General features: G+C 71.5%; 14 protein-coding genes and 1 other RNA gene. 11 read left to right on the top strand and 4 right to left on the bottom strand.

Features of this window, described 5'->3' with window-relative positions:
• The first annotated feature begins 134 nt into the window (after positions 1-134).
• Together ACX6XY_RS18795 and ACX6XY_RS18790 are read left to right on the top strand one after the other, a co-directional pair.
• Positions 135-902 (top strand): SDR family oxidoreductase, encoded by a 768-nt coding sequence (locus ACX6XY_RS18795; RefSeq protein ID WP_460332003.1) that lies wholly within the window; start codon positions 135-137, stop codon positions 900-902.
• Between the two features lie 106 nt (positions 903-1,008).
• On the top strand, positions 1,009-1,884 hold the full coding sequence (locus ACX6XY_RS18790; protein ID WP_460332001.1) for a PhzF family phenazine biosynthesis protein: 876 nt from the start codon (positions 1,009-1,011) through the stop codon (positions 1,882-1,884).
• A 12-nt stretch (positions 1,885-1,896) separates the two neighbouring features.
• Here the strand turns inward: ACX6XY_RS18790 and ACX6XY_RS18785 are convergent, their stop codons facing one another.
• Positions 1,897-3,876: a PhoX family protein gene (locus ACX6XY_RS18785; RefSeq protein WP_460331999.1), complete on the bottom strand. Its 1,980-nt coding sequence runs from the start codon at positions 3,874-3,876 to the stop codon at positions 1,897-1,899.
• Between the two features lie 247 nt (positions 3,877-4,123).
• Here ACX6XY_RS18785 and ACX6XY_RS18780 point away from each other — a divergent pair, with 247 nt between their 5' ends.
• Positions 4,124-4,666, top strand: coding sequence for an MOSC domain-containing protein (locus tag ACX6XY_RS18780; protein ID WP_460331997.1), 543 nt, complete (start codon positions 4,124-4,126; stop codon positions 4,664-4,666).
• A 93-nt stretch (positions 4,667-4,759) separates the two neighbouring features.
• On the opposite strand, the gene ACX6XY_RS18775 is transcribed toward ACX6XY_RS18780, so the two are convergent.
• Positions 4,760-5,182 carry a GPI anchored serine-threonine rich family protein gene (locus tag ACX6XY_RS18775; protein WP_460331995.1) on the bottom strand — a complete coding sequence of 141 codons (423 nt, stop codon included), beginning with the start codon at positions 5,180-5,182 and terminating at the stop codon, positions 4,760-4,762.
• A gap of 126 nt (positions 5,183-5,308) precedes the next feature.
• Here ACX6XY_RS18775 and ACX6XY_RS18770 point away from each other — a divergent pair, with 126 nt between their 5' ends.
• Genes ACX6XY_RS18770 through ACX6XY_RS18760 form a run of 3 tightly spaced genes read left to right on the top strand, consistent with a single transcriptional unit; the run spans position 5,309 to position 8,435 of the window.
• Positions 5,309-6,172, top strand: a complete 864-nt coding sequence (locus ACX6XY_RS18770; RefSeq protein WP_460331993.1) for a Nif3-like dinuclear metal center hexameric protein — start codon at positions 5,309-5,311, stop codon at positions 6,170-6,172.
• The gene (locus tag ACX6XY_RS18765) at positions 6,169-6,912 is read left to right on the top strand and encodes a zinc ribbon domain-containing protein (protein ID WP_460332066.1); all 744 of its coding nucleotides are present in this window, start codon (positions 6,169-6,171) and stop codon (positions 6,910-6,912) included. Before ACX6XY_RS18770 ends, ACX6XY_RS18765 begins: the two co-directional genes overlap by 4 nt.
• Positions 6,912-8,435 (top strand): bifunctional RNase H/acid phosphatase, encoded by a 1,524-nt coding sequence (locus tag ACX6XY_RS18760; protein WP_460331991.1) that lies wholly within the window; start codon positions 6,912-6,914, stop codon positions 8,433-8,435. Before ACX6XY_RS18765 ends, ACX6XY_RS18760 begins: the two co-directional genes overlap by 1 nt.
• A gap of 119 nt (positions 8,436-8,554) precedes the next feature.
• Here the strand turns inward: ACX6XY_RS18760 and yaaA are convergent, their stop codons facing one another.
• Entirely contained in the window at positions 8,555-9,373 is an 819-nt protein-coding gene (gene yaaA / locus ACX6XY_RS18755; RefSeq protein ID WP_460331989.1) for a peroxide stress protein YaaA, read from the bottom strand.
• A 101-nt stretch (positions 9,374-9,474) separates the two neighbouring features.
• Between yaaA and ACX6XY_RS18750 the strand changes: the two genes are divergently transcribed.
• The 3 genes from ACX6XY_RS18750 to rnpB all read left to right on the top strand — a co-directional run bounded on the left by ACX6XY_RS18750 (position 9,475) and on the right by rnpB (position 12,100).
• Entirely contained in the window at positions 9,475-10,923 is a 1,449-nt protein-coding gene (locus tag ACX6XY_RS18750; protein WP_460331987.1) for an RNB domain-containing ribonuclease, read from the top strand.
• Positions 10,924-11,063: 140 nt separating this feature from the next.
• Positions 11,064-11,633 carry a Uma2 family endonuclease gene (locus ACX6XY_RS18745; protein WP_460332064.1) on the top strand — a complete coding sequence of 190 codons (570 nt, stop codon included), beginning with the start codon at positions 11,064-11,066 and terminating at the stop codon, positions 11,631-11,633.
• Positions 11,634-11,689: 56 nt separating this feature from the next.
• Positions 11,690-12,100, top strand: an RNA gene (gene rnpB, locus ACX6XY_RS18740) — RNase P RNA component class A.
• Between the two features lie 76 nt (positions 12,101-12,176).
• On the opposite strand, the gene ACX6XY_RS18735 is transcribed toward rnpB, so the two are convergent.
• Positions 12,177-12,608 carry a hypothetical protein gene (locus ACX6XY_RS18735; RefSeq protein WP_460331985.1) on the bottom strand — a complete coding sequence of 144 codons (432 nt, stop codon included), beginning with the start codon at positions 12,606-12,608 and terminating at the stop codon, positions 12,177-12,179.
• A 400-nt stretch (positions 12,609-13,008) separates the two neighbouring features.
• Between ACX6XY_RS18735 and ACX6XY_RS18730 the strand changes: the two genes are divergently transcribed.
• A complete protein-coding gene (locus ACX6XY_RS18730; protein WP_460331983.1) occupies positions 13,009-14,829 on the top strand; it encodes a serine/threonine-protein kinase in 1,821 nt (606 codons plus the stop codon).
• 415 nt (positions 14,830-15,244) lie between these two features.
• A complete protein-coding gene (locus ACX6XY_RS18725) occupies positions 15,245-16,723 on the top strand; it encodes a serine/threonine-protein kinase (RefSeq protein WP_460331981.1) in 1,479 nt (492 codons plus the stop codon).
• The last annotated feature ends 109 nt before the right edge of the window (positions 16,724-16,832 follow it).

Raw genomic sequence — 16,832 nt, 5'->3', positions numbered from 1 at the left:
CGGCTCAGCGGCCCGCCGGAGGCGACCGGTGGGCGACCGGTGGGCGACCGATGCGTGACCGGTGGGCGACCGGTGCGTGACCGGTGGGCGGACGGGCGGCGTAGACGCCGTCCGCGGTGAGTACCCTGCGGCCCATGAGCGATACGCGGACGCGGACCAGGACGGCGGTAGTGACGGGAGCGGGCTCCGGCATCGGCCGGGCGGTCGCGGTGGAGCTGGCGCGCGGCGGCTGGTCGCTGGCGCTCGCCGGACGCCGCGTCGAGGCCCTGGAGGAGACGGCGGCCCTCGCCGGGGACGCCGCCGGGGTGCACTGCGTACGCGCCGACGTGGCGAGCCAGGAGGACGTGACCGCCCTCTTCGCGACCGCGCGGGACCGGTTCGGCCGCCTGGACCTGCTCTTCAACAACGCGGGCACGTTCGGTCCGGGCGGCGTGCCGCTGGAGGACCTGGACTACGACGCCTGGCGGCACGTCGTCGACACCAACCTCAACGGCGCCTTCCTGTGCGCCCAGGCCGCCTTCCGGCAGATGAAGGCCCAGGACCCGCAGGGCGGGCGGATCATCAACAACGGTTCGATCTCCGCGCATGTCCCGCGCCCGCACTCGGTCGCGTACACGGCCACCAAGCACGCCATGACCGGCCTGACGAAGTCCCTGTCCCTGGACGGCCGTCCGTACCGGATCGCGGCCAGCCAGATCGACATCGGCAACGCGGCGACCGACATGACCGAGCGGATGCGCCAGGGCATCCTGCAGGCGAACGGCGAGCTGGCCGTCGAGCCGGTGATGGACGTGGCCGACGTCGCCCGCACCGTACGGCACATGGCGGAGCTGCCGCTTGAGGCGAATGTGCAGTTCGCGACGGTGATGGCGACCACCATGCCGTACATCGGGCGCGGCTGACCCACGGGGGACGCGCGGGAGCACGCGGGAACGCGCGGAAGCACACGGAACGCGCGGGGACACGCGGGCGGGAATGCGCGCGCCAGCGCCGTGGTTGGGTGCGGACATGCCACAGAACACGACCGAAGTCCTGCGCTACACCGCCTTCTCCAGCAGCCCCGACGGCGGCAACCCCGCCGGAGTCGTCCTGGACGCCTCCGGCCTCGACGACGCGGCGATGCTGGGCGTCGCGGCCGAACTCGGCTACAGCGAGACGGCGTTCCTCACCGCGCCGCCCGAGGGCCTGGGCGGCGAGCCCGGACGCGCGTACACGCTGCGGTTCTTCAGCCCGAAGGCGGAGGTCTCCTTCTGCGGACACGCCACGGTCGCCACCGCGGTGGCGCTGGCCGAACACCGGAGCGGCCCCGGCGACTACGTCTTCGCGACCCCGGCCGGGACGGTCCCGGTGACCGTCGGCGAGGCCGAAGGCGAGCTGCGGGCCACGCTCAGCAGCGTAGAGCCGCGGGTCAAGCCCGTGGCCGAGGCCGATCTGACCGAGGCGCTGGCCGCTCTGGACTGGCCCGCGGCCGACCTGGACCCCGCGCTTCCGCCGCGGATCGCGTTCGCGGGCAATGACCACCTGGTCATCGCGGCCGCGACACGGGAACGGCTCGCGGACCTGGACTACGACTTCGACCGCCTGGACGCCCTGATGCGGCGCCTGGGCCTGACCACGCTGCAACTGGTGTACCGGGCGGCCGACTCCGTGTTCCATGTGCGCGACCCGTTCCCGGTGGGCGGGGTCGTCGAGGACGCGGCGACCGGCGCCGCCGCTGCCGCGTTCGGGGCGTACGCGCGCGAGCTGGGCCTCGCGAAGGACGAGGCGGTGCTCACGCTCCACCAGGGCGAGGACATGGGCCGCCCCGGTGTGCTCACGGTGACGCTGCGGGCCGGTGACCCGCGCGTCCATGTCTCGGGCACGGCCGTCTCGATCAGCGCCTGACGCGCGGGAAGGTCAGGCCCCGATCTTGCCGCCGTCCGTCCTGCGGATCACCACGGTGGCCGAGCGGGGACGGCCGTCCGGGTCGAAGTCCGGCCAGTTGCTGACCGCCCGCGGATTGTCGGGGGTCGGCGCGCCCCAGGCGGCGGTGGACTCGCCCGGATGCTGGATGTTCACGAACATCGTCCGCTGGTCGGGCGTGGTGACGACCCCGGTGATCTCACAGCCGCGCGGCCCGACCAGGAAACGACGGATCTCGCCGGTACGCGGGTCGGCGGCCAGCATGGCGTTGTTGCCGATCCGGTCGTACCCCTTCTCCGGCAGGTTCTGCGCGGAGTTGGAGATATCGGTCTGGATCCACAGCCGGGCGTCGGCGTCGAACCAGAGCCCGTCCGGCGAGCCGAACATGGTCTCCTCGGTCAGGTCGACCGCGTCGTCGTAGGCCGGGTCACCGGCGAGCTGGAAGACGTCCCAGCGGAACCGGGTCGCGGTGTTGTCCCCGCCTTCCTCACGCCAGCGGATGATGTGCCCGTACGGGTTGGGGGTGCGCGGGTTGGCCGCGCCCCCTTCGCCGGTGCCGTTGGTGAGGGTGCAGTAGACGTCCTTGTTCTTCGGGTTGACGGCGAGCCACTCCGGGCGGTCCATCGGCGTGGCCCCGACGGCGTCCGCCGCCTCACGGGTACGGAGCAGTACGTCGGCCTGGTCCCGCCAGCCGCCCGATGCGGTCAGCGGGCCCTCGCCGAAGACCAGGGGCAGCCAAGTGCCGCTGCCGTCGTCGTCGAAGCGGGCTACGTACAGCGTGCCGTCGTCGAGCGGGCTCTGCCCGCGCCGGTAGCTGCGCCACGGCCGCCTGCCGACGAACTTGTAGATGTAGTCGCCCCGCTGGTCGTCGCCCATGTAGCCGACGACCCGGCCGCGGCACTCGGTGGTGACACAGCCCTCGTGCTTGATCCGGCCGAGCGCGGTGCGCTTGACCGAGGTGTGGCCGGGGTCCATCGGGTCGATCTCGACGACCCAGCCGAAACGGTTCGCCTCCTTGCCGTTGACGGCCACGTCCCAGCGCGGGCTGGCCAGGTGCCAGCGGTAGCCGAAGCCGACCCGGCTCAGGCCGTAGCGGGCCTGGCTCGGGGTGGGCTCCCAGGAGGCGTCCTCGGTGCCGAAGTAGGAGTTCCAGTTCTCCTCGCAGGCGAGATAGGTGCCCCAGGGGGTGACGCCCATCGAGCAGTTGTTGAGGGTGCCCAGCGGGGGGTTGTTCGACCGCAGCTCGGGGTGGTCGGCGGGGACCGGACCCGAGAAGGCGACCGGGGTCCCGCCGTGCACCTTGCGGGCGCGGCGGGACGCGACGCGCTCCCAGGAGCCGTCCCGCTTCCTGGCGATCTCGACGATGCTGACGCCCTGCGCGGCGAGCGCCTTTTCGACCTTCTCCTCGGTCATCTCGCCGGGGCCGTCGGGGAACAGGAGGGACTGGTCCACGTACTCGTGGTTGACCACCAGCATGCCGCGGTCGCAGCCGTGTCGGCCCCACCCGCCGTGCCCTTGTCCTCGGTGCCCGCCATGGCCGCCGCGTCCACCGTGTCCGCCGCGTCCCAGCGGGAAGAAGTGCATGCCGTCGTGGTGCATGCCCAGCTGCCGGGCCTGCTCGGCGGCGGTGTTGGAGGCGTCCTTGCGCCACTGCGGGCCGTCGGGCTGGATCGGGGTGCCCCACGGGATGAGCACCTGCGCTTCGTAGCCCTCCGGGACGGTCAGCTCGTCGGCCCTGTGCGTGCCGACCGGCTTGAACCCGAGCAGGGGGCGCGACCGGCCGGGCGTCGCCGCCGCGACGCCCTGCGCGACGCCGAGCCCCAGGAACCCGACGGCGGCCGCGGTGCCGCCGCGCAGGGCGGCGCGGCGCGACATCCGGGTCGCGACCACGTCCCGGAACGGGCGGTTGGCGGAGGGGTTCGAGCTCACATCGTCGGGGTCGGCCACGGGGAACACTGAAGGGTCAGCAGTCATGTTCCGTCCTCGGTGTCGAGAATGCGCCGACTGCCCGGTCGCCTGGTCACCCTGAGGAACAGACGCCTGACAGTCGCTCAGAAGTTACAGTCCGGCGATACTAGGACCGCGGATCTACGCGCGTACACCCCTCGAACGCCAAGGGAATCGCCTGGCCCCGCGCAAAGAGCCGGAGATAGGGTCGAAACGCGCCAGCACCACAGGAATTCAGATAAACCAGAGAAACAGGGAAACAGGGGGCCACGAGATGGGCGGCACGGTCCGGGCGGTCAGCAGCAACGGCACGTACTCCTTCACCAAGCCGAACCGCGACAGCATCACCCTGCGCGAAGGGCTCGGCGTGGAGGGCGACATACACGCCGGGACGACGGTCAAGCACCGCGCCCGCATGGCGAAGGACCCCGACCGGCCGAACCTGCGCCAGGTCCACCTCATCCACGAGGAACTCTTCACCGAGGTCGCCGCCGCGGGCTTCGACGTGGCGCCGGGCCAGCTGGGCGAGAACATCACCACCGGCGGCGTCGACCTGCTCGGCCTGCCCGTCGGCGCGCTGCTGCGGATCGGCGCGTCGGCGGTCGTCGAGGTGACCGGGCTGCGCAACCCGTGCCGCCAGATCGACGACTTCCAGGCCGGGCTGCTCAAGCAGGTCGTCGGCCGGGACGCGGCGGGCGGCGTCGTCCGCAAGACCGGGGTGATGGGCGTCGTGCGGCAGGGCGGCGTGGTGCGGGCCGACGACGCCGTCGAGGTCGAGCTGCCGCCGGGGCCGCACCGCCCGCTTGAGGCGGTGTGACCGAGGCGATGTGACCGGGACGGTGTGCGCGAGGTGCGCGGCGCGGGGTGCGCGCCCCCGTGGCGTGCGCGGGGCCGTCCACTGTGGACGGGGTCAGCGGACGATCGTCAGCCGCCCGCTGTAGACGGTCAGCGGATCGCTGGACGTCAGCGCGACCGCGTAACCGTCGCCGGGCGGCACATCCGGGACAGTGGCCCAGGCCGCGAGGTCGCCGGGGTCCACGCCGACGGCCAGTTCGGCGACCCCCTCGGTCCGCTCGCCCTCGCCGCGCACCAAGACGATGTCGCAGGGGTGCCCGGCGTCCCCGGTCAGCCGCCAGGTGACGCCCACGTCCTGCCCGATCCGCCACACGTCGCCCGCAGCGGGGCTCAGAATCCGGAGGGCACCGGCCCCGGCACCGGCACCGAAGCCGTCAACGTCACCGGCATCGGCACTGGGCGTGCGGGACGCGTCAGGGTGCCCCGGCACCGTACCGGCGCCCTTGGCGGCGGACCTGAGGCGGTCGATCAGGCTCATGGCTCTGCTTCCTCCCCTCTTCCTCCCCTCCTCGTCCACGGTAGGCACGGGCCCGCGTCACGCGCACGGCGAGCGAACCGGGAAGCGATTCCGGCAGCCGCCCCATCTGGCGGTAGCCTTGCCTGCGTGCCCCGCCTGTCTGAAGTCATCGCCGCGCTAGACGCCCTGTGGCCCCCCGAGCGGGCCGAGGACTGGGACGCCGTCGGGACGGTCTGCGGAGATCCGGACGCCCGCGTCTCCCGTGTGCTGTTCGCCGTGGACCCGGTCCAGGAGATCGTCGACGAGGCCGTACGGCTCGGCGTCGATCTGCTGGTCACACACCACCCGCTCTATCTGCGCGGCACGACGACGGTCGCGGCCTCGCACTTCAAGGGCCGGGTCGTACACGACCTGATCAAGAACGACATCGCGCTGCACGTGGCGCACACCAACGCCGACACCGCCGACCCCGGTGTGTCCGACGCCCTCGCGGGCGCGCTCGACCTGCGGGTCGTCGGCCCGCTGGCGCCCGACGCCACGGACCCGAAGGGCCGCCGCGGGCTCGGCCGGATCTGCGAGCTCGACCACCCGCTGTCCCTGCGGGAGCTGGCCGAGTACGCGGCCAAGCGGCTGCCCGCCACCGCGCAGGGCGTCCGCGCCGCGGGCGACCCGGACGCCGTGATCCGTACGCTCGCGGTCAGCGGCGGCTCCGGCGACAGCCTGTTCGGCCACGTACGGGCGGCGGGCGTGGACGCGTTCCTGACCGCCGACCTGCGCCACCACCCGGCCTCCGAGGCGACCCAGCACTCCCCGCTGGCGTTGCTCGACGCCGCCCACTGGGCCACCGAGCAGCCCTGGTGCGAGCAGGCGGCCGCGCAGCTCGACGCGATCTCCGACCGTCACGGCTGGGGCCTGCGGGTCCATGTGTCGACGACGGCCACCGACCCCTGGACCGCCCACGCGGCGTCCGATTCCGTTGTTCCCCCCTCTTCATCTGGAGCCCCCAACTGAACGCCGAGCCCGCCGACCAGATCCGACTCCTCGACGTCCAGGCGCTCGACGTCCGGCTGTCGCAGCTCGCGCACAAGCGCGAGTCGCTGCCCGAGCACGCCGAGATCGAGTCGCTGAACAAGGACCTCACCCAGCTGCGCGACCTGCTGGTCGCGGCACAGACCGAGGACAGCGACTGCGCGCGCGAGCAGACCAAGGCGGAGCAGGACGTGGACCAGGTGCGCCAGCGCGCCGCCCGCGACCAGCAGCGCCTGGACTCGGGTGCGATCACCTCGCCGAAGGACCTGGAGAGCCTGCAGCACGAGATCGCCTCGCTCGCCAAGCGCCAGGGTGACCTGGAGGACGTGGTGCTCGAGGTGATGGAGCGCCGCGAGTCCGCGCAGGAGCGGGTGGCGGAGCTGACCGAGCGCGTCGCGTCCGTCCAGTCGAAGATCGACGACGCCACGGGGCGGCGGACCGCCGCGTACGAGGAGCTGGACGGCGAGGCCACCGCGGTCACCAAGGAGCGCGAGGTGGTGGCGGGTTCGGTCCCGGCCGACCTGCTGAAGCTGTACGACAAGCTGCGCGAGCAGCAGGGCGGCATCGGCGCGGCGCGGCTGTACCAGCGGCGCTGCGAGGGCTGCCGTCTGGAGCTGAACATCACCGAGGTGAACGAGGTCAAGGCCGCGGCCAGGGACGCGGTGCTGCGCTGCGAGAACTGCCGCCGGATCCTGGTGCGTACCTCGGAGTCCGGCCTGTAATGCGGAAGTTCATCGTCGAGGCGGACGGCGGGTCTCGGGGCAATCCGGGGCCCGCGGGCTATGGCGCGGTCGTCATCGACCCGGTGACGGGCGAGGCGCTCGCCGAGGCGGCCGAGTACATCGGCGTCGCGACGAACAACGTCGCCGAGTACAAGGGTCTGGTGGCCGGGCTCAAGGCCGCGAAGGCCCTCGACCCCGAGGCCGAGATCAGCGTCCGGATGGACTCCAAGCTGGTCGTCGAGCAGATGTCGGGCCGCTGGAAGATCAAGCACCCGGACATGAAGCCGCTGGCCGCGGAGGCGGCGCGGGTCTTCCCCGCCGGGCGAGTCACGTACCAGTGGATTCCGCGCGAGAAGAACAAGCACGCGGACCGGCTGGCCAACGAGGCGATGGACGCGGGCAAGCGGGGCAGGCAGTGGTCGCCGTCGGCGAGCACGGCGGCCCTCGACGCGGCCGACGCCCAGGCCGCCCGCGCGGCGGCCGCTCCCGGCGACGGGGCGGCGGGAGCGGCCAGGGCCCGCGCGGCCCTGGCGAGCGCCCAGGCCCCGACGGCCCTGGACGCCACCGCCGGGGCTGTCCCGGCCGACCGCCCCACGGACACCGAGACCCGCGGGACGGCCGGTGCGCGGGCGGCGGGCCGCGACGCCACCGCGCACGGGAACCACACGCGCGCCGCCGCAAGCGCCGGACCCTCGGGCGCGGGCACCGGCGGGACGGCCGGTCCCGCAACGGCCGGTCCCGCAACGGCCGGACGCGATGCCGCCGCCGTGCGCGGGGATCACGCGCAGCCCGCTTCGGGTGCGCGTGATGTCGACGCCGCGCGGAGTGTGGGAGCCGCCGGTACCGGAAGCCCGGAGGGCGCGGCGGCGCCCGTCGGCTGGGCGGTGCCCGCCGACCTCGGCCCGCCCGCCACCTTCGTCCTGCTGCGGCACGGAGAGACCGCGCTGACCCCGGAGAAGCGGTTCTCCGGCAGCGGCGGCAGCGACCCCGACCTGTCCCCCGTAGGCCGGGAGCAGGCCGACCGCGTCGCCGCCGCGCTCGCGGCGCGCGGCACCATCGAGGCGATCGTCAGCTCACCGCTGGTCCGCTGCCAGCAGACCGCGCACACCGTGGCCGCCCGGCTCGGCCTCGACGTCCGGATCGAGCAGGGGCTGCGCGAAACGGACTTCGGCGCCTGGGAGGGCATGACGTTCGCCGAGGTCCAGCAGCGTCACCCCGACGACCTGGCAGCCTGGCTGGCATCGGCGAAGGCCGCGCCGACCGGCGGCGGCGAGTCGTTCACCCAGGTCACCCGGCGCGTCACCGCCGCCAGGGAGAAGCTGCTCGCCCGGTACGCGGGCCGCACGGTCCTCCTCGTCACCCATGTCACGCCGATCAAGACGCTGGTCAGGCTGGCCTTGGGCGCGCCCCCGGAGGCGTTGTTCCGGATGGAGCTGTCGGCGGCGTCCCTGTCGGCGGTCGCGTACTACACGGACGGCAACGCCTCGGTACGGCTCCTGAACGACACGTCGTACCTCCGCTGACCCCGGTCACCTGCCGGCCCCGCGGCCCGGCGGCCTCGACCGGGCCAGGGGCTTCACCCTGGCCCGGTCCCGTGCCGCCGACGCATCCCGCGTCCGGCGACGCCGGACACTCCGACGCCTCAGTGGATCTCCGTCACCACCACATCGAGCTGCCACGCCTTCGCCGCCTTCGCCGTCTTCCCGGACTTCGCCGGAGCCTCGGCCTCCACCACGTAGCCCAGGTCCCGCAGCGCCTCCACCAGCTCCGCGGGCCCGGCGGGCGCGGCCCCGGCCCGCAGCAGGTCGCGCACCAGGCGGCCCTTGGTCGCCTTGTTGAAGTGGCTCACCACGGACCGCTTCTCGACCCCGTCGACCATCCGCGCGTGCAGCACCCGCACCGTCGCGGTCCGCGCCGCCAGCTCCCCCACGGGCTTCCACGCCGCCGCGTACGCGGCCGACCGCAGGTCGAGCAGGAGCCCGTCCCCCGCCACCTCGGGCAGCACGTCCGCCAGACGCGGCCGCCAGTACGCGCCCAGCGCCCCGAGCCCCGGCAGCTTCACGCCCATGGAGCAGCGGTACGACGGGATCCGGTCACCGATCCGCAGCGCGCCCCACAGCCCCGAGAACACCAGCAGTTCCCGCCTGGCCCGCTTCTTCGCGTCGGCGTCCAGCGAGGCGAGCCCGAGCGCGTCGTACAGCACCCCGGTGTAGATCTCCCCCGCGGGCCGCGCGCCCGCGGTCCGCAGCTCGGCGTTCTTGGCGACCTCACCGGCGAGGCCGGTACTCAGCCCGAGCACCTCGCGCGCCCGCTCCTCGTCCGTCAGGCACAGCTCCACCAGCTCGTCGAGTACGGCCGCCCGCGCGTCGGCGAGCCCCGGCAGCGACAGCGACTCGGCCTTCAGCGGGGCCCCGCGCCCGGAAGCGGCCTTCCCCTCGGACGGCGGCAGCAAGACGAGCACGGCGATCGTTCTCCTTAGGTAAAACACGGACGGGGATGCGGCCCCGCAGCAGCGTAACCGCACAACAGGCCACGACGGCCCGGAGGCCATACGCTCGGCTTATGCCCCGCCGCCATATGCATGTGACCGGCGCCGCCGAGGCCCCGCTGCGCTCCGCCCTGCGTGCGCTGCGCTCCGAGCTGGGCACGCCGCAGGAGTTCCCGCCCGAGGTGCTCGCCGACGCGGAAGCGGCCGCGCGGTCCCCGCGGCTGCCGGACGAGGACGCGACCGGCATTCCCTTCTTCACGCTCGACCCGCCCACGTCCACCGACCTCGACCAGGCGATGCACCTGTCCCGCCGCACCGGCGGCGGCTACCGCGTGCGGTACGCGATCGCGGACGTCGCCGCGTTCGTCACACCCGGCGGCGCGCTCGACACCGAGGCGCACGCGCGCGTGATGACCCTCTACTTCCCGGACGAGCGGGTCTCGCTGTATCCGCCGCTGCTCTCCGAGGGCGCCACGAGCCTGCTGCCCGACCAGACCCGTCCGGCGGTGCTCTGGACCATCGACCTGGACGCCGAAGGCCGCAGGGTCGCCGTGGACGTACGCCGCGCGCTGGTCCGCAGCCGCGCGAAGCTGGCGTACGAAGGCGTCCAGCGGGCCATCGACGAGGGCACGGCCGAGGAGCCGGTAGCCCTCCTCAAGAGCATCGGCCGACTGCGCGAACGCCTGGAAGCCGCGCGCGGCGGCATCTCCCTCAACGTCCCCGAGCAGGAGATCGTCGAGGACGGCGACAGCTATCTGCTGGAGTACCGCGCCACGCGCCCCGCCGACGGCTGGAACGCCCAGATCTCGCTGCTCACCGGCATGGCGGCCGCGGACCTGATGACCGCCCACGGCACCGGCATCCTGCGCACGCTGCCCGCCGCCCCGGACGGCGCGGTCGGCAGGCTCCGCCGCTCGGCCCGGGCGCTGGGCATCGACTGGCCGCACCACACCGCGTACGCGGAACTGATCAGGTCACTCGACTCCGGCGACCCGCGGCACGCCGCTTTCCTCGAAGAGTGCACGACGCTGCTACGGGGCGCGGGCTACACGGTGTTCGAGAACGGCGAGGTCCCCGACCCGCGCATCCACTCCGCGGTAGCCGCCCCCTACACCCACGCGACCGCGCCACTGCGCCGCCTCGTGGACCGCTACACGGGAGAGATCTGCCTGGCCGCGACCGCGAACGAGCCCCCGCCCGACTGGGTGCGGGCCGCGCTGCCCGACCTCCCCCAGGAGATGGCCGACGGCGCGCGGCGCGCGGGCGCCGTGGAGCGCGAATGCGTCGACGTGGTCGAGGCGGCGGTGCTCAGGGGCCGGATCGGCGAGGTGTTCGACGCGTACGTGGTGGACGTCAAGGACCCCGACGCCGACCCGGCGGTCGGCACGGTCCACCTGGAGGACCCGGCGGTCATCGGCCGCGTCGAGAGCCCCGGCGCCCGCCTCCCGCTGGGCGAACGCCTGCGGGTCCGCCTCACCCAGGCGGATCCGGGCACGGCGAAGGTCCAGTTCGCCCCGGCGTGAAGGCACACCGAAGCCGGATGCGCCCCGCGAAAACGGTCCGCTGTGCCACGATCGAGGGAAGCTGTTCCCGTACGCGGTGGCGCCGCCCCCTCGGCAGCTACCTTCGGCGACGACCAAGGAAAGGGCGTGACATGACTGCCATGGCACACGAACCGCTCACGCAGGCTGAGCTGCTGCTGGAGGGTTTCCTCGCCCTGGATACGCCAGAGGGCTTCCGGGCCGAACTGATCGAGGGGGAGATTGTCGTGACGCCGCCACCGGACGGGGACCACGAGGACTACATCGACGTGATCAATACACAAGTGAAAGCCCGGTCCCGCGTCCTCATGCAGTTCTCAGGCAACAAGGGCCTGAAACTCAGCAGCGGCGGCGGCTGCCCGAAGAACCACGTCATTCCGGACGGCACCTTCGCACCCACCGAACTGCGCCTGTTCCGAGGCGCCGGTTCCTGGATGCCGTGCGAGGGCATCGCCATGGTCGTCGAGGTCACCTCCGGCAGGCCGGACATCGACCGTGAGGCCAAGCGCCACTGCTACGCCCGCAACGGAATTCCCCACTACCTGCTGGTCGACCGCACCGAGGCTTCCGTCACCCTCTTCAGCGAACCAGAGGGCGATGACTACCAGCACCACCACACCAGCGCCTTCGGCAAGCCCCTCCCCCTCCCCGAGCCCTTCGCCTTCGACCTGGAGACCACGGACTTCGTCTGAGTCTGATGAGGTCCGATCCGCCCTCTCCCGACAGGTAACATGGTCGGCACGGCGGACGAGCCGGCCGGGCGGCCGCGACGGCGATCTCCGGATCGCCGCCGAGGAACGTCCGGGCTCCACACGGCAGGGTGGTGGCTAACGGCCACCCGAGGTGACTCGCGGGACAGTGCCACAGAAAACAGACCGCCGGGACCGTATCCGTACGGGACCCGGTAAGGGTGAAACGGTGGTGTAAGAGACCACCAGCGCCTGGGGTGACCCAGGCGGCTAGGTAAACCCCACCCGGAGCAAGGTCAAGAGGGGCCCTCGCGAGAGGACCCTGCGCGGACGACCGAGGGCTGCCCGCCCGAGTCCGCGGGTAGACCGCACGAGACCGGCAGCAATGCCGGTCCTAGATGGATGGCCGCCTCCCCGGCTGCCGCGAGGCGACCGGGAGACAGAACCCGGCGTACAGGCCGACTCGTCCGCCGCCCCCTTGCGGGCAGCCCTGACCAGGCGTTTTACCTGGTCAGTGGCCATGTTTCGATTCCAGGGCACGAGCGATCATTGCTCACTCTTTGTAACTGTTTCCGGGTGTTTCTCGGTGCTGTGTGGCGATCCTGTGGCGGTACAAGTCACGGAGACGACCACGCTGGTCAGGGTCGGCCAGGTGCCGGCCAGACCTTCCAGGAGGCGGACCTCCTCGCGGGTGAAGTACACGCTGCCCGCGTCGCGGCCGTGCGCATCGCCCCAGGTCAGCGTCTCGTCACCGGCCCGGCTCTGGGTGTAGCCGTGCGGGTTGCGCAGGTACCTTGCCGCGGACTTGAGGACGAGGGTGCGCACCAGGCGGGGCGGGGTGGCCTCGGGCCAGTCGCGGCCGTAGACGGTCGCCAGGTCGGAGGCGTCCTCCAGGGCTCCGGCCCCGATGCGGAGTTCGTCCTCGTCGAGGTCCCAGTCGAGACGGGCCTTCAGCTCGTCGAGGGTGGCATACGCCAAGATGTGGCCTCCTTCCACGTATGGCCGGTGGTGTGAATGTCCGTAGTCGCGTGTACGGGTGAGCCGGGGGTTCGTCTCCGGACGCAGGGGGCTGTGAACTTTCCAGACAGAGCGAAGTCGTTTGCACTACTGTCGAGTTGGCTGTAGTCGTGCGCGCAGCGGAGGGGGCCAGATGGCGGATGGACCGGTGGCCGAGCACGGGTGCTGACCGCTTCGGGCGGCGTGTGGGAAGCCGTAGTGCGTCAGGCTGAGTTGATCGGGCCCTTTGCCGAGAAGGCCATGGTGGGGCTGGCGGACGCTAACGAGGCCGCCGCGCCGTCCGGAGACTCATCATGACTGGTTCCTGACCCGCATCAGGTCGAGGTCGGGGCAGGAATGTCCGAAACGGGGAGACATAGCAGTGCGAGACCAGCTTCTCGGGGGCCGTTACCGGCTGGTGCGACAGCTCGGCGAGGGTGGAATGGGGCAGGTATGGGAGGCGCAGGACGAAACGCTGGGGCGACCTGTCGCGGTCAAGGTGATCTCCCTGCTCGCCGGTGGCGGAAGCCGCGGCGACGAGGCACGCGCCCGGTTCCTGCGCGAGGCACGGATCACCGCCCGGCTACAGCACCCCAATATCGTCACCATCCACGATCTCGGCGAGACCGACACCGAGGGCAACAGGGTGCCGTTCCTGGTGATGGAACGGGTCCGAGGCGAGGGCCTGGACGCGAAGCTGCGCCGAGGCGACGTCACCCCGCAGGACGCGGCCCAGTGGGGCGCGCAGATATGCGACGCACTCGCAGAGGCGCATGACGCCAAAATCATGCACCGGGACATCAAGCCTTCCAACATCCTCATCACGTCCTCCGGTCTCGTGAAGGTCCTCGACTTCGGCATCGCGCGGGCCGCCGATCCCTACGCGACCGCGGACCGTCTCACCCAGACCGGCTTCATCGTGGGCACACCCCCCTACATGGCCCCCGAACAAGCACGCGGGGTCCCCGAACCGCGCAGCGACCTCTACGCGCTCGGCTGCATTCTCTTCGAGGCGATCACAGGCCAGCTGCCGTTCCAGGCTCCCGACACCGTGGGCTACCTCTCGGCACACCTCACCCAACAACCGCCCACACCCAGCTCGGTGTCCGCGAACATCCCACCCGGCTGGGACGACCTCGTGCTGACCCTGCTGCACAAGGACCCCACCCAGCGGTATCCGAGCGCTACTGAGCTCTCCCAGGCCTTGCGCCAGCTCGACCGCGCACCCGAGACCGAACTCTCGGCAGACGACCGGACCCGGCCGCTCACAAAGCCGGGCCCGCCCTCGATTCCGCCCATGGCCTCACCTCAGGGGGCGAATAACCCGGCAGCCGTTCTCGCTCAGCCTGAGGGCACGTACCTCGCGGCACTGGAGAGGTTCGGCCCTCCAGCGATCTTGCTCGTGTTCCTTGTCAGCCTGCCGTTCAATGAGCGGTATGGCGCAGGGTCCTACTCCGTCACCCTCTGGACGTCCCTGGTCACCTTGAGCGCCGCCATCGTGTTGACGGCATCCCTTACGCCGCGATCCACGGGCATGACGCGCGGAATCGGGTACGTGACCACGGCGCTCGCTGGCACCGGTGTCCTGTGGAACGCGCAGCTGCTTGAGCGGGGAGCCACGTATTCCAGCAATATGTCGCTCTACTACGTGCTGGCTTCCCTGACCGCCGCAGCGTACTGCTTTCGCGATATCAGGACCCGGCGGGCCCGACCGGCCCACGGCAGGTCAGACCGCGGGTCTGCCCTCACGGCCCCCCATCACCCGAGCCCAAGTCCCGGCAGCCGTGCCCAGTGGGAGCGGTTCGGTCCTCCAGTTGCCCTGTTCGTGCTCGCCAATCTGTCGTCTGACTTCTGGCGCACCGATCTCGGACCCCCCTCGGACTGGGTCTTCTCGGTCTGGCTTGTGCGCTTCCTCATGGTGGGCCTTCTCGTGTTCACGGCAGCACTGACACCGCACTCCGATGGCGTGGCCCGAAGCGTGGGTTACGTGTTCGCATCCACGGCCGCCATCGGCTTCGTGATGGGGGTGACTCAAGGCCCAGGGCCGACACTCGCCCACAACTTGCCGCTGTACCTCACGGCGACACTCCTGAGCATCGCGGCGTACTGCTACCGCGACGTCAAAACCCGGCGAGCCCGGTCGCTCCATGGCACGTCCGCGCACACAACTTCGGACACCCGCGCAGGCGACTTCGGAAATTGACAGGCGGGTCGCGCCTCCCGGCTGAATGCCAAGGGGCGCGGCCCGCTGCTCAAGCAGGGGATCAGGCGTTGGCCGGGTCGCTCAAAGCGGCCTTCCGCTGCTGCGTCGAATGCTTCCTCCATGGGCCACCAGGACAGTTTGAAGTCCTCCTCTGTGGGAGTGAGCTCCTGTGGCCCGAAGGTCAGGTCTCGGGCCTCGAACAGGCGTACCTGCGCTGTCGAGCTGAGGGAGGAAGGCCACAAGGCCACCGGCATCGCGCGCTACCACGATGGAGGGGCATCCAGTACGGTCTCGTGGCCCTGGACTGCGCGCCCCGGAACCCGCCAGAACCGCTCACCCGGCCACGTCTGACCCAGTACGGTCGACTCCCCGGCGAACATGACCAGTTGCCGGTGGTCGAGGATGGGGGCGTGTGGTGCAGGAGCTGACAGGAGCAGACCCGAGACAGGCCGGGAGCTACCGGCTGCTGGCACGCCTCGGCGCGGGCGGCATGGGCACGGTCTACCTCGGCCGCACGCGCGGCGGCCGGTTCGTCGCGGTCAAGATGATCCACGCCAACCTCGCTGCGGCGGACGGGTTCCGCGAGCGCTTCACCCGCGAAGTACGCACCTGCCAACGCCTCACCGGCCCCGGCACCGTGCGTGTGGTCGACGCCGCCCCCGACGCCCCCATGCCGTGGCTCGCCACCGACTACATCCCCGGCCCCTCCCTCCGCGCGGCCGTCACCGAAGCGGTCCCGCTCCGGGCGGAAGCGGCGTGGCACATGATCGGGGACCTCGCGGCCGCGCTGGAGCATGTCCACGCACAGGGACTCGTCCACCGGGACATCAAGCCCGAGAACATCCTGCTGTCCGCACGCGGCCCCCTCCTCATAGACTTCGGTATCGCACGCGCCGTGGACGGCACGAACCTCACCACCACCGGCATGGCCATCGGCACCCCCGGCTGCATGGCCCCCGAACAGGCGCAGGGCGGAAAGGCGGGGCCCCCGGCCGACGTCTTCGCCCTCGGCGCGGTCACCGTGTTCGCGCTCACCGGGCGGCATGCCTTCGGCACCGGCACACCCGCCGACATGATCTACCGCAGCGTCTACGAGCCGCCGCAACTCGACGGCATACCCGATGAGTTCACTACCCTGATCGAAGCGTGCCTGACCAAGGACCCAGCCGGACGCCCCACGGTGACGGACATCGTCGCCACCGCCCACTCCCACCACGGCGCGTGGCCTCCAACCGCCGTAGGAGCGCAGATCAGCCGCCGTGCCGAGTACCTTCTCAACTGGGACACCCCCGCACCGACCACCCGGAGCACCAGTCCCGGAGGGCCGGGCGACGCCAAGCCCATACTGGAGCGAAACGCCACACCCGGCGCGCGCCTCCAGAAGAGGGCGCAATGGGAAGCAGCGAACAGGAAAGCGGCAAGGGAAGGGGCGGAACAGGCGGTACGGGAGGCGAAGGGCCGGAAGGCGTCCATACGAAAATCAGGCGCCTTTGCCTTCGCCGCCTTCGCCGCCATCGTCGTCTCGGCAGGAGTCATAGCAGCGGTGAAAACCGGCGGTGCGGAACCGGACGCCGAGGCATGCGAGGTACTCCACAAGGCAAACCGGCAGTACACCACCGTATCCGCGTATGCGTACGCCCACAGTGCCGATTCCTACACGGGCCAGGCCCGTACCGCGTGGCGGAAGGCCGAGGACCCTGAGCTGAAAGACGCTTTACTGGAAAACGTGAACGCACACCAGAGCCTGGCCAGGAACCAGCGCATGGGGACGCGTGACTGGGACCAGCCGGTGAACAAGGCGATCTTCGACAACGCCGTCTACGCCCGGAACAACGCCGCGGCCGCATGCGGCGCCAGTGGGACACGAGACGCCTCCAGCTCCGCTCTCCCGTGAACTGCCGGTTGCGGGCGACCTCGATGTGCCTGACTGGATACGCTGACCAGGCGACTCCTGGAGGACACCACCATGACCGACCTCACCCCCGGCGAGAAGAACCGTCTCG

This window comes from Streptomyces sp. O3 (genome assembly GCF_054788135.1).
Note: the sequence above shows the minus strand (reverse complement) of the source record. Positions and strands in the feature narration are given on the sequence as shown.

Coding starts and splice junctions, on each gene's coding strand:
- ACX6XY_RS18750 (WP_460331987.1), top strand. CDS start 9,475: ATGCCCCGCCGCCATATGCATGTGACCGGCGCCGCCGAGGCCCCGCTG.
- ACX6XY_RS18795 (WP_460332003.1), top strand. CDS start 135: ATGAGCGATACGCGGACGCGGACCAGGACGGCGGTAGTGACGGGAGCG.
- ACX6XY_RS18785 (WP_460331999.1), bottom strand. CDS start 3,876: ATGACTGCTGACCCTTCAGTGTTCCCCGTGGCCGACCCCGACGATGTG.
- ACX6XY_RS18780 (WP_460331997.1), top strand. CDS start 4,124: ATGGGCGGCACGGTCCGGGCGGTCAGCAGCAACGGCACGTACTCCTTC.
- ACX6XY_RS18760 (WP_460331991.1), top strand. CDS start 6,912: ATGCGGAAGTTCATCGTCGAGGCGGACGGCGGGTCTCGGGGCAATCCG.
- ACX6XY_RS18775 (WP_460331995.1), bottom strand. CDS start 5,182: ATGAGCCTGATCGACCGCCTCAGGTCCGCCGCCAAGGGCGCCGGTACG.
- ACX6XY_RS18790 (WP_460332001.1), top strand. CDS start 1,009: ATGCCACAGAACACGACCGAAGTCCTGCGCTACACCGCCTTCTCCAGC.
- ACX6XY_RS18745 (WP_460332064.1), top strand. CDS start 11,064: ATGGCACACGAACCGCTCACGCAGGCTGAGCTGCTGCTGGAGGGTTTC.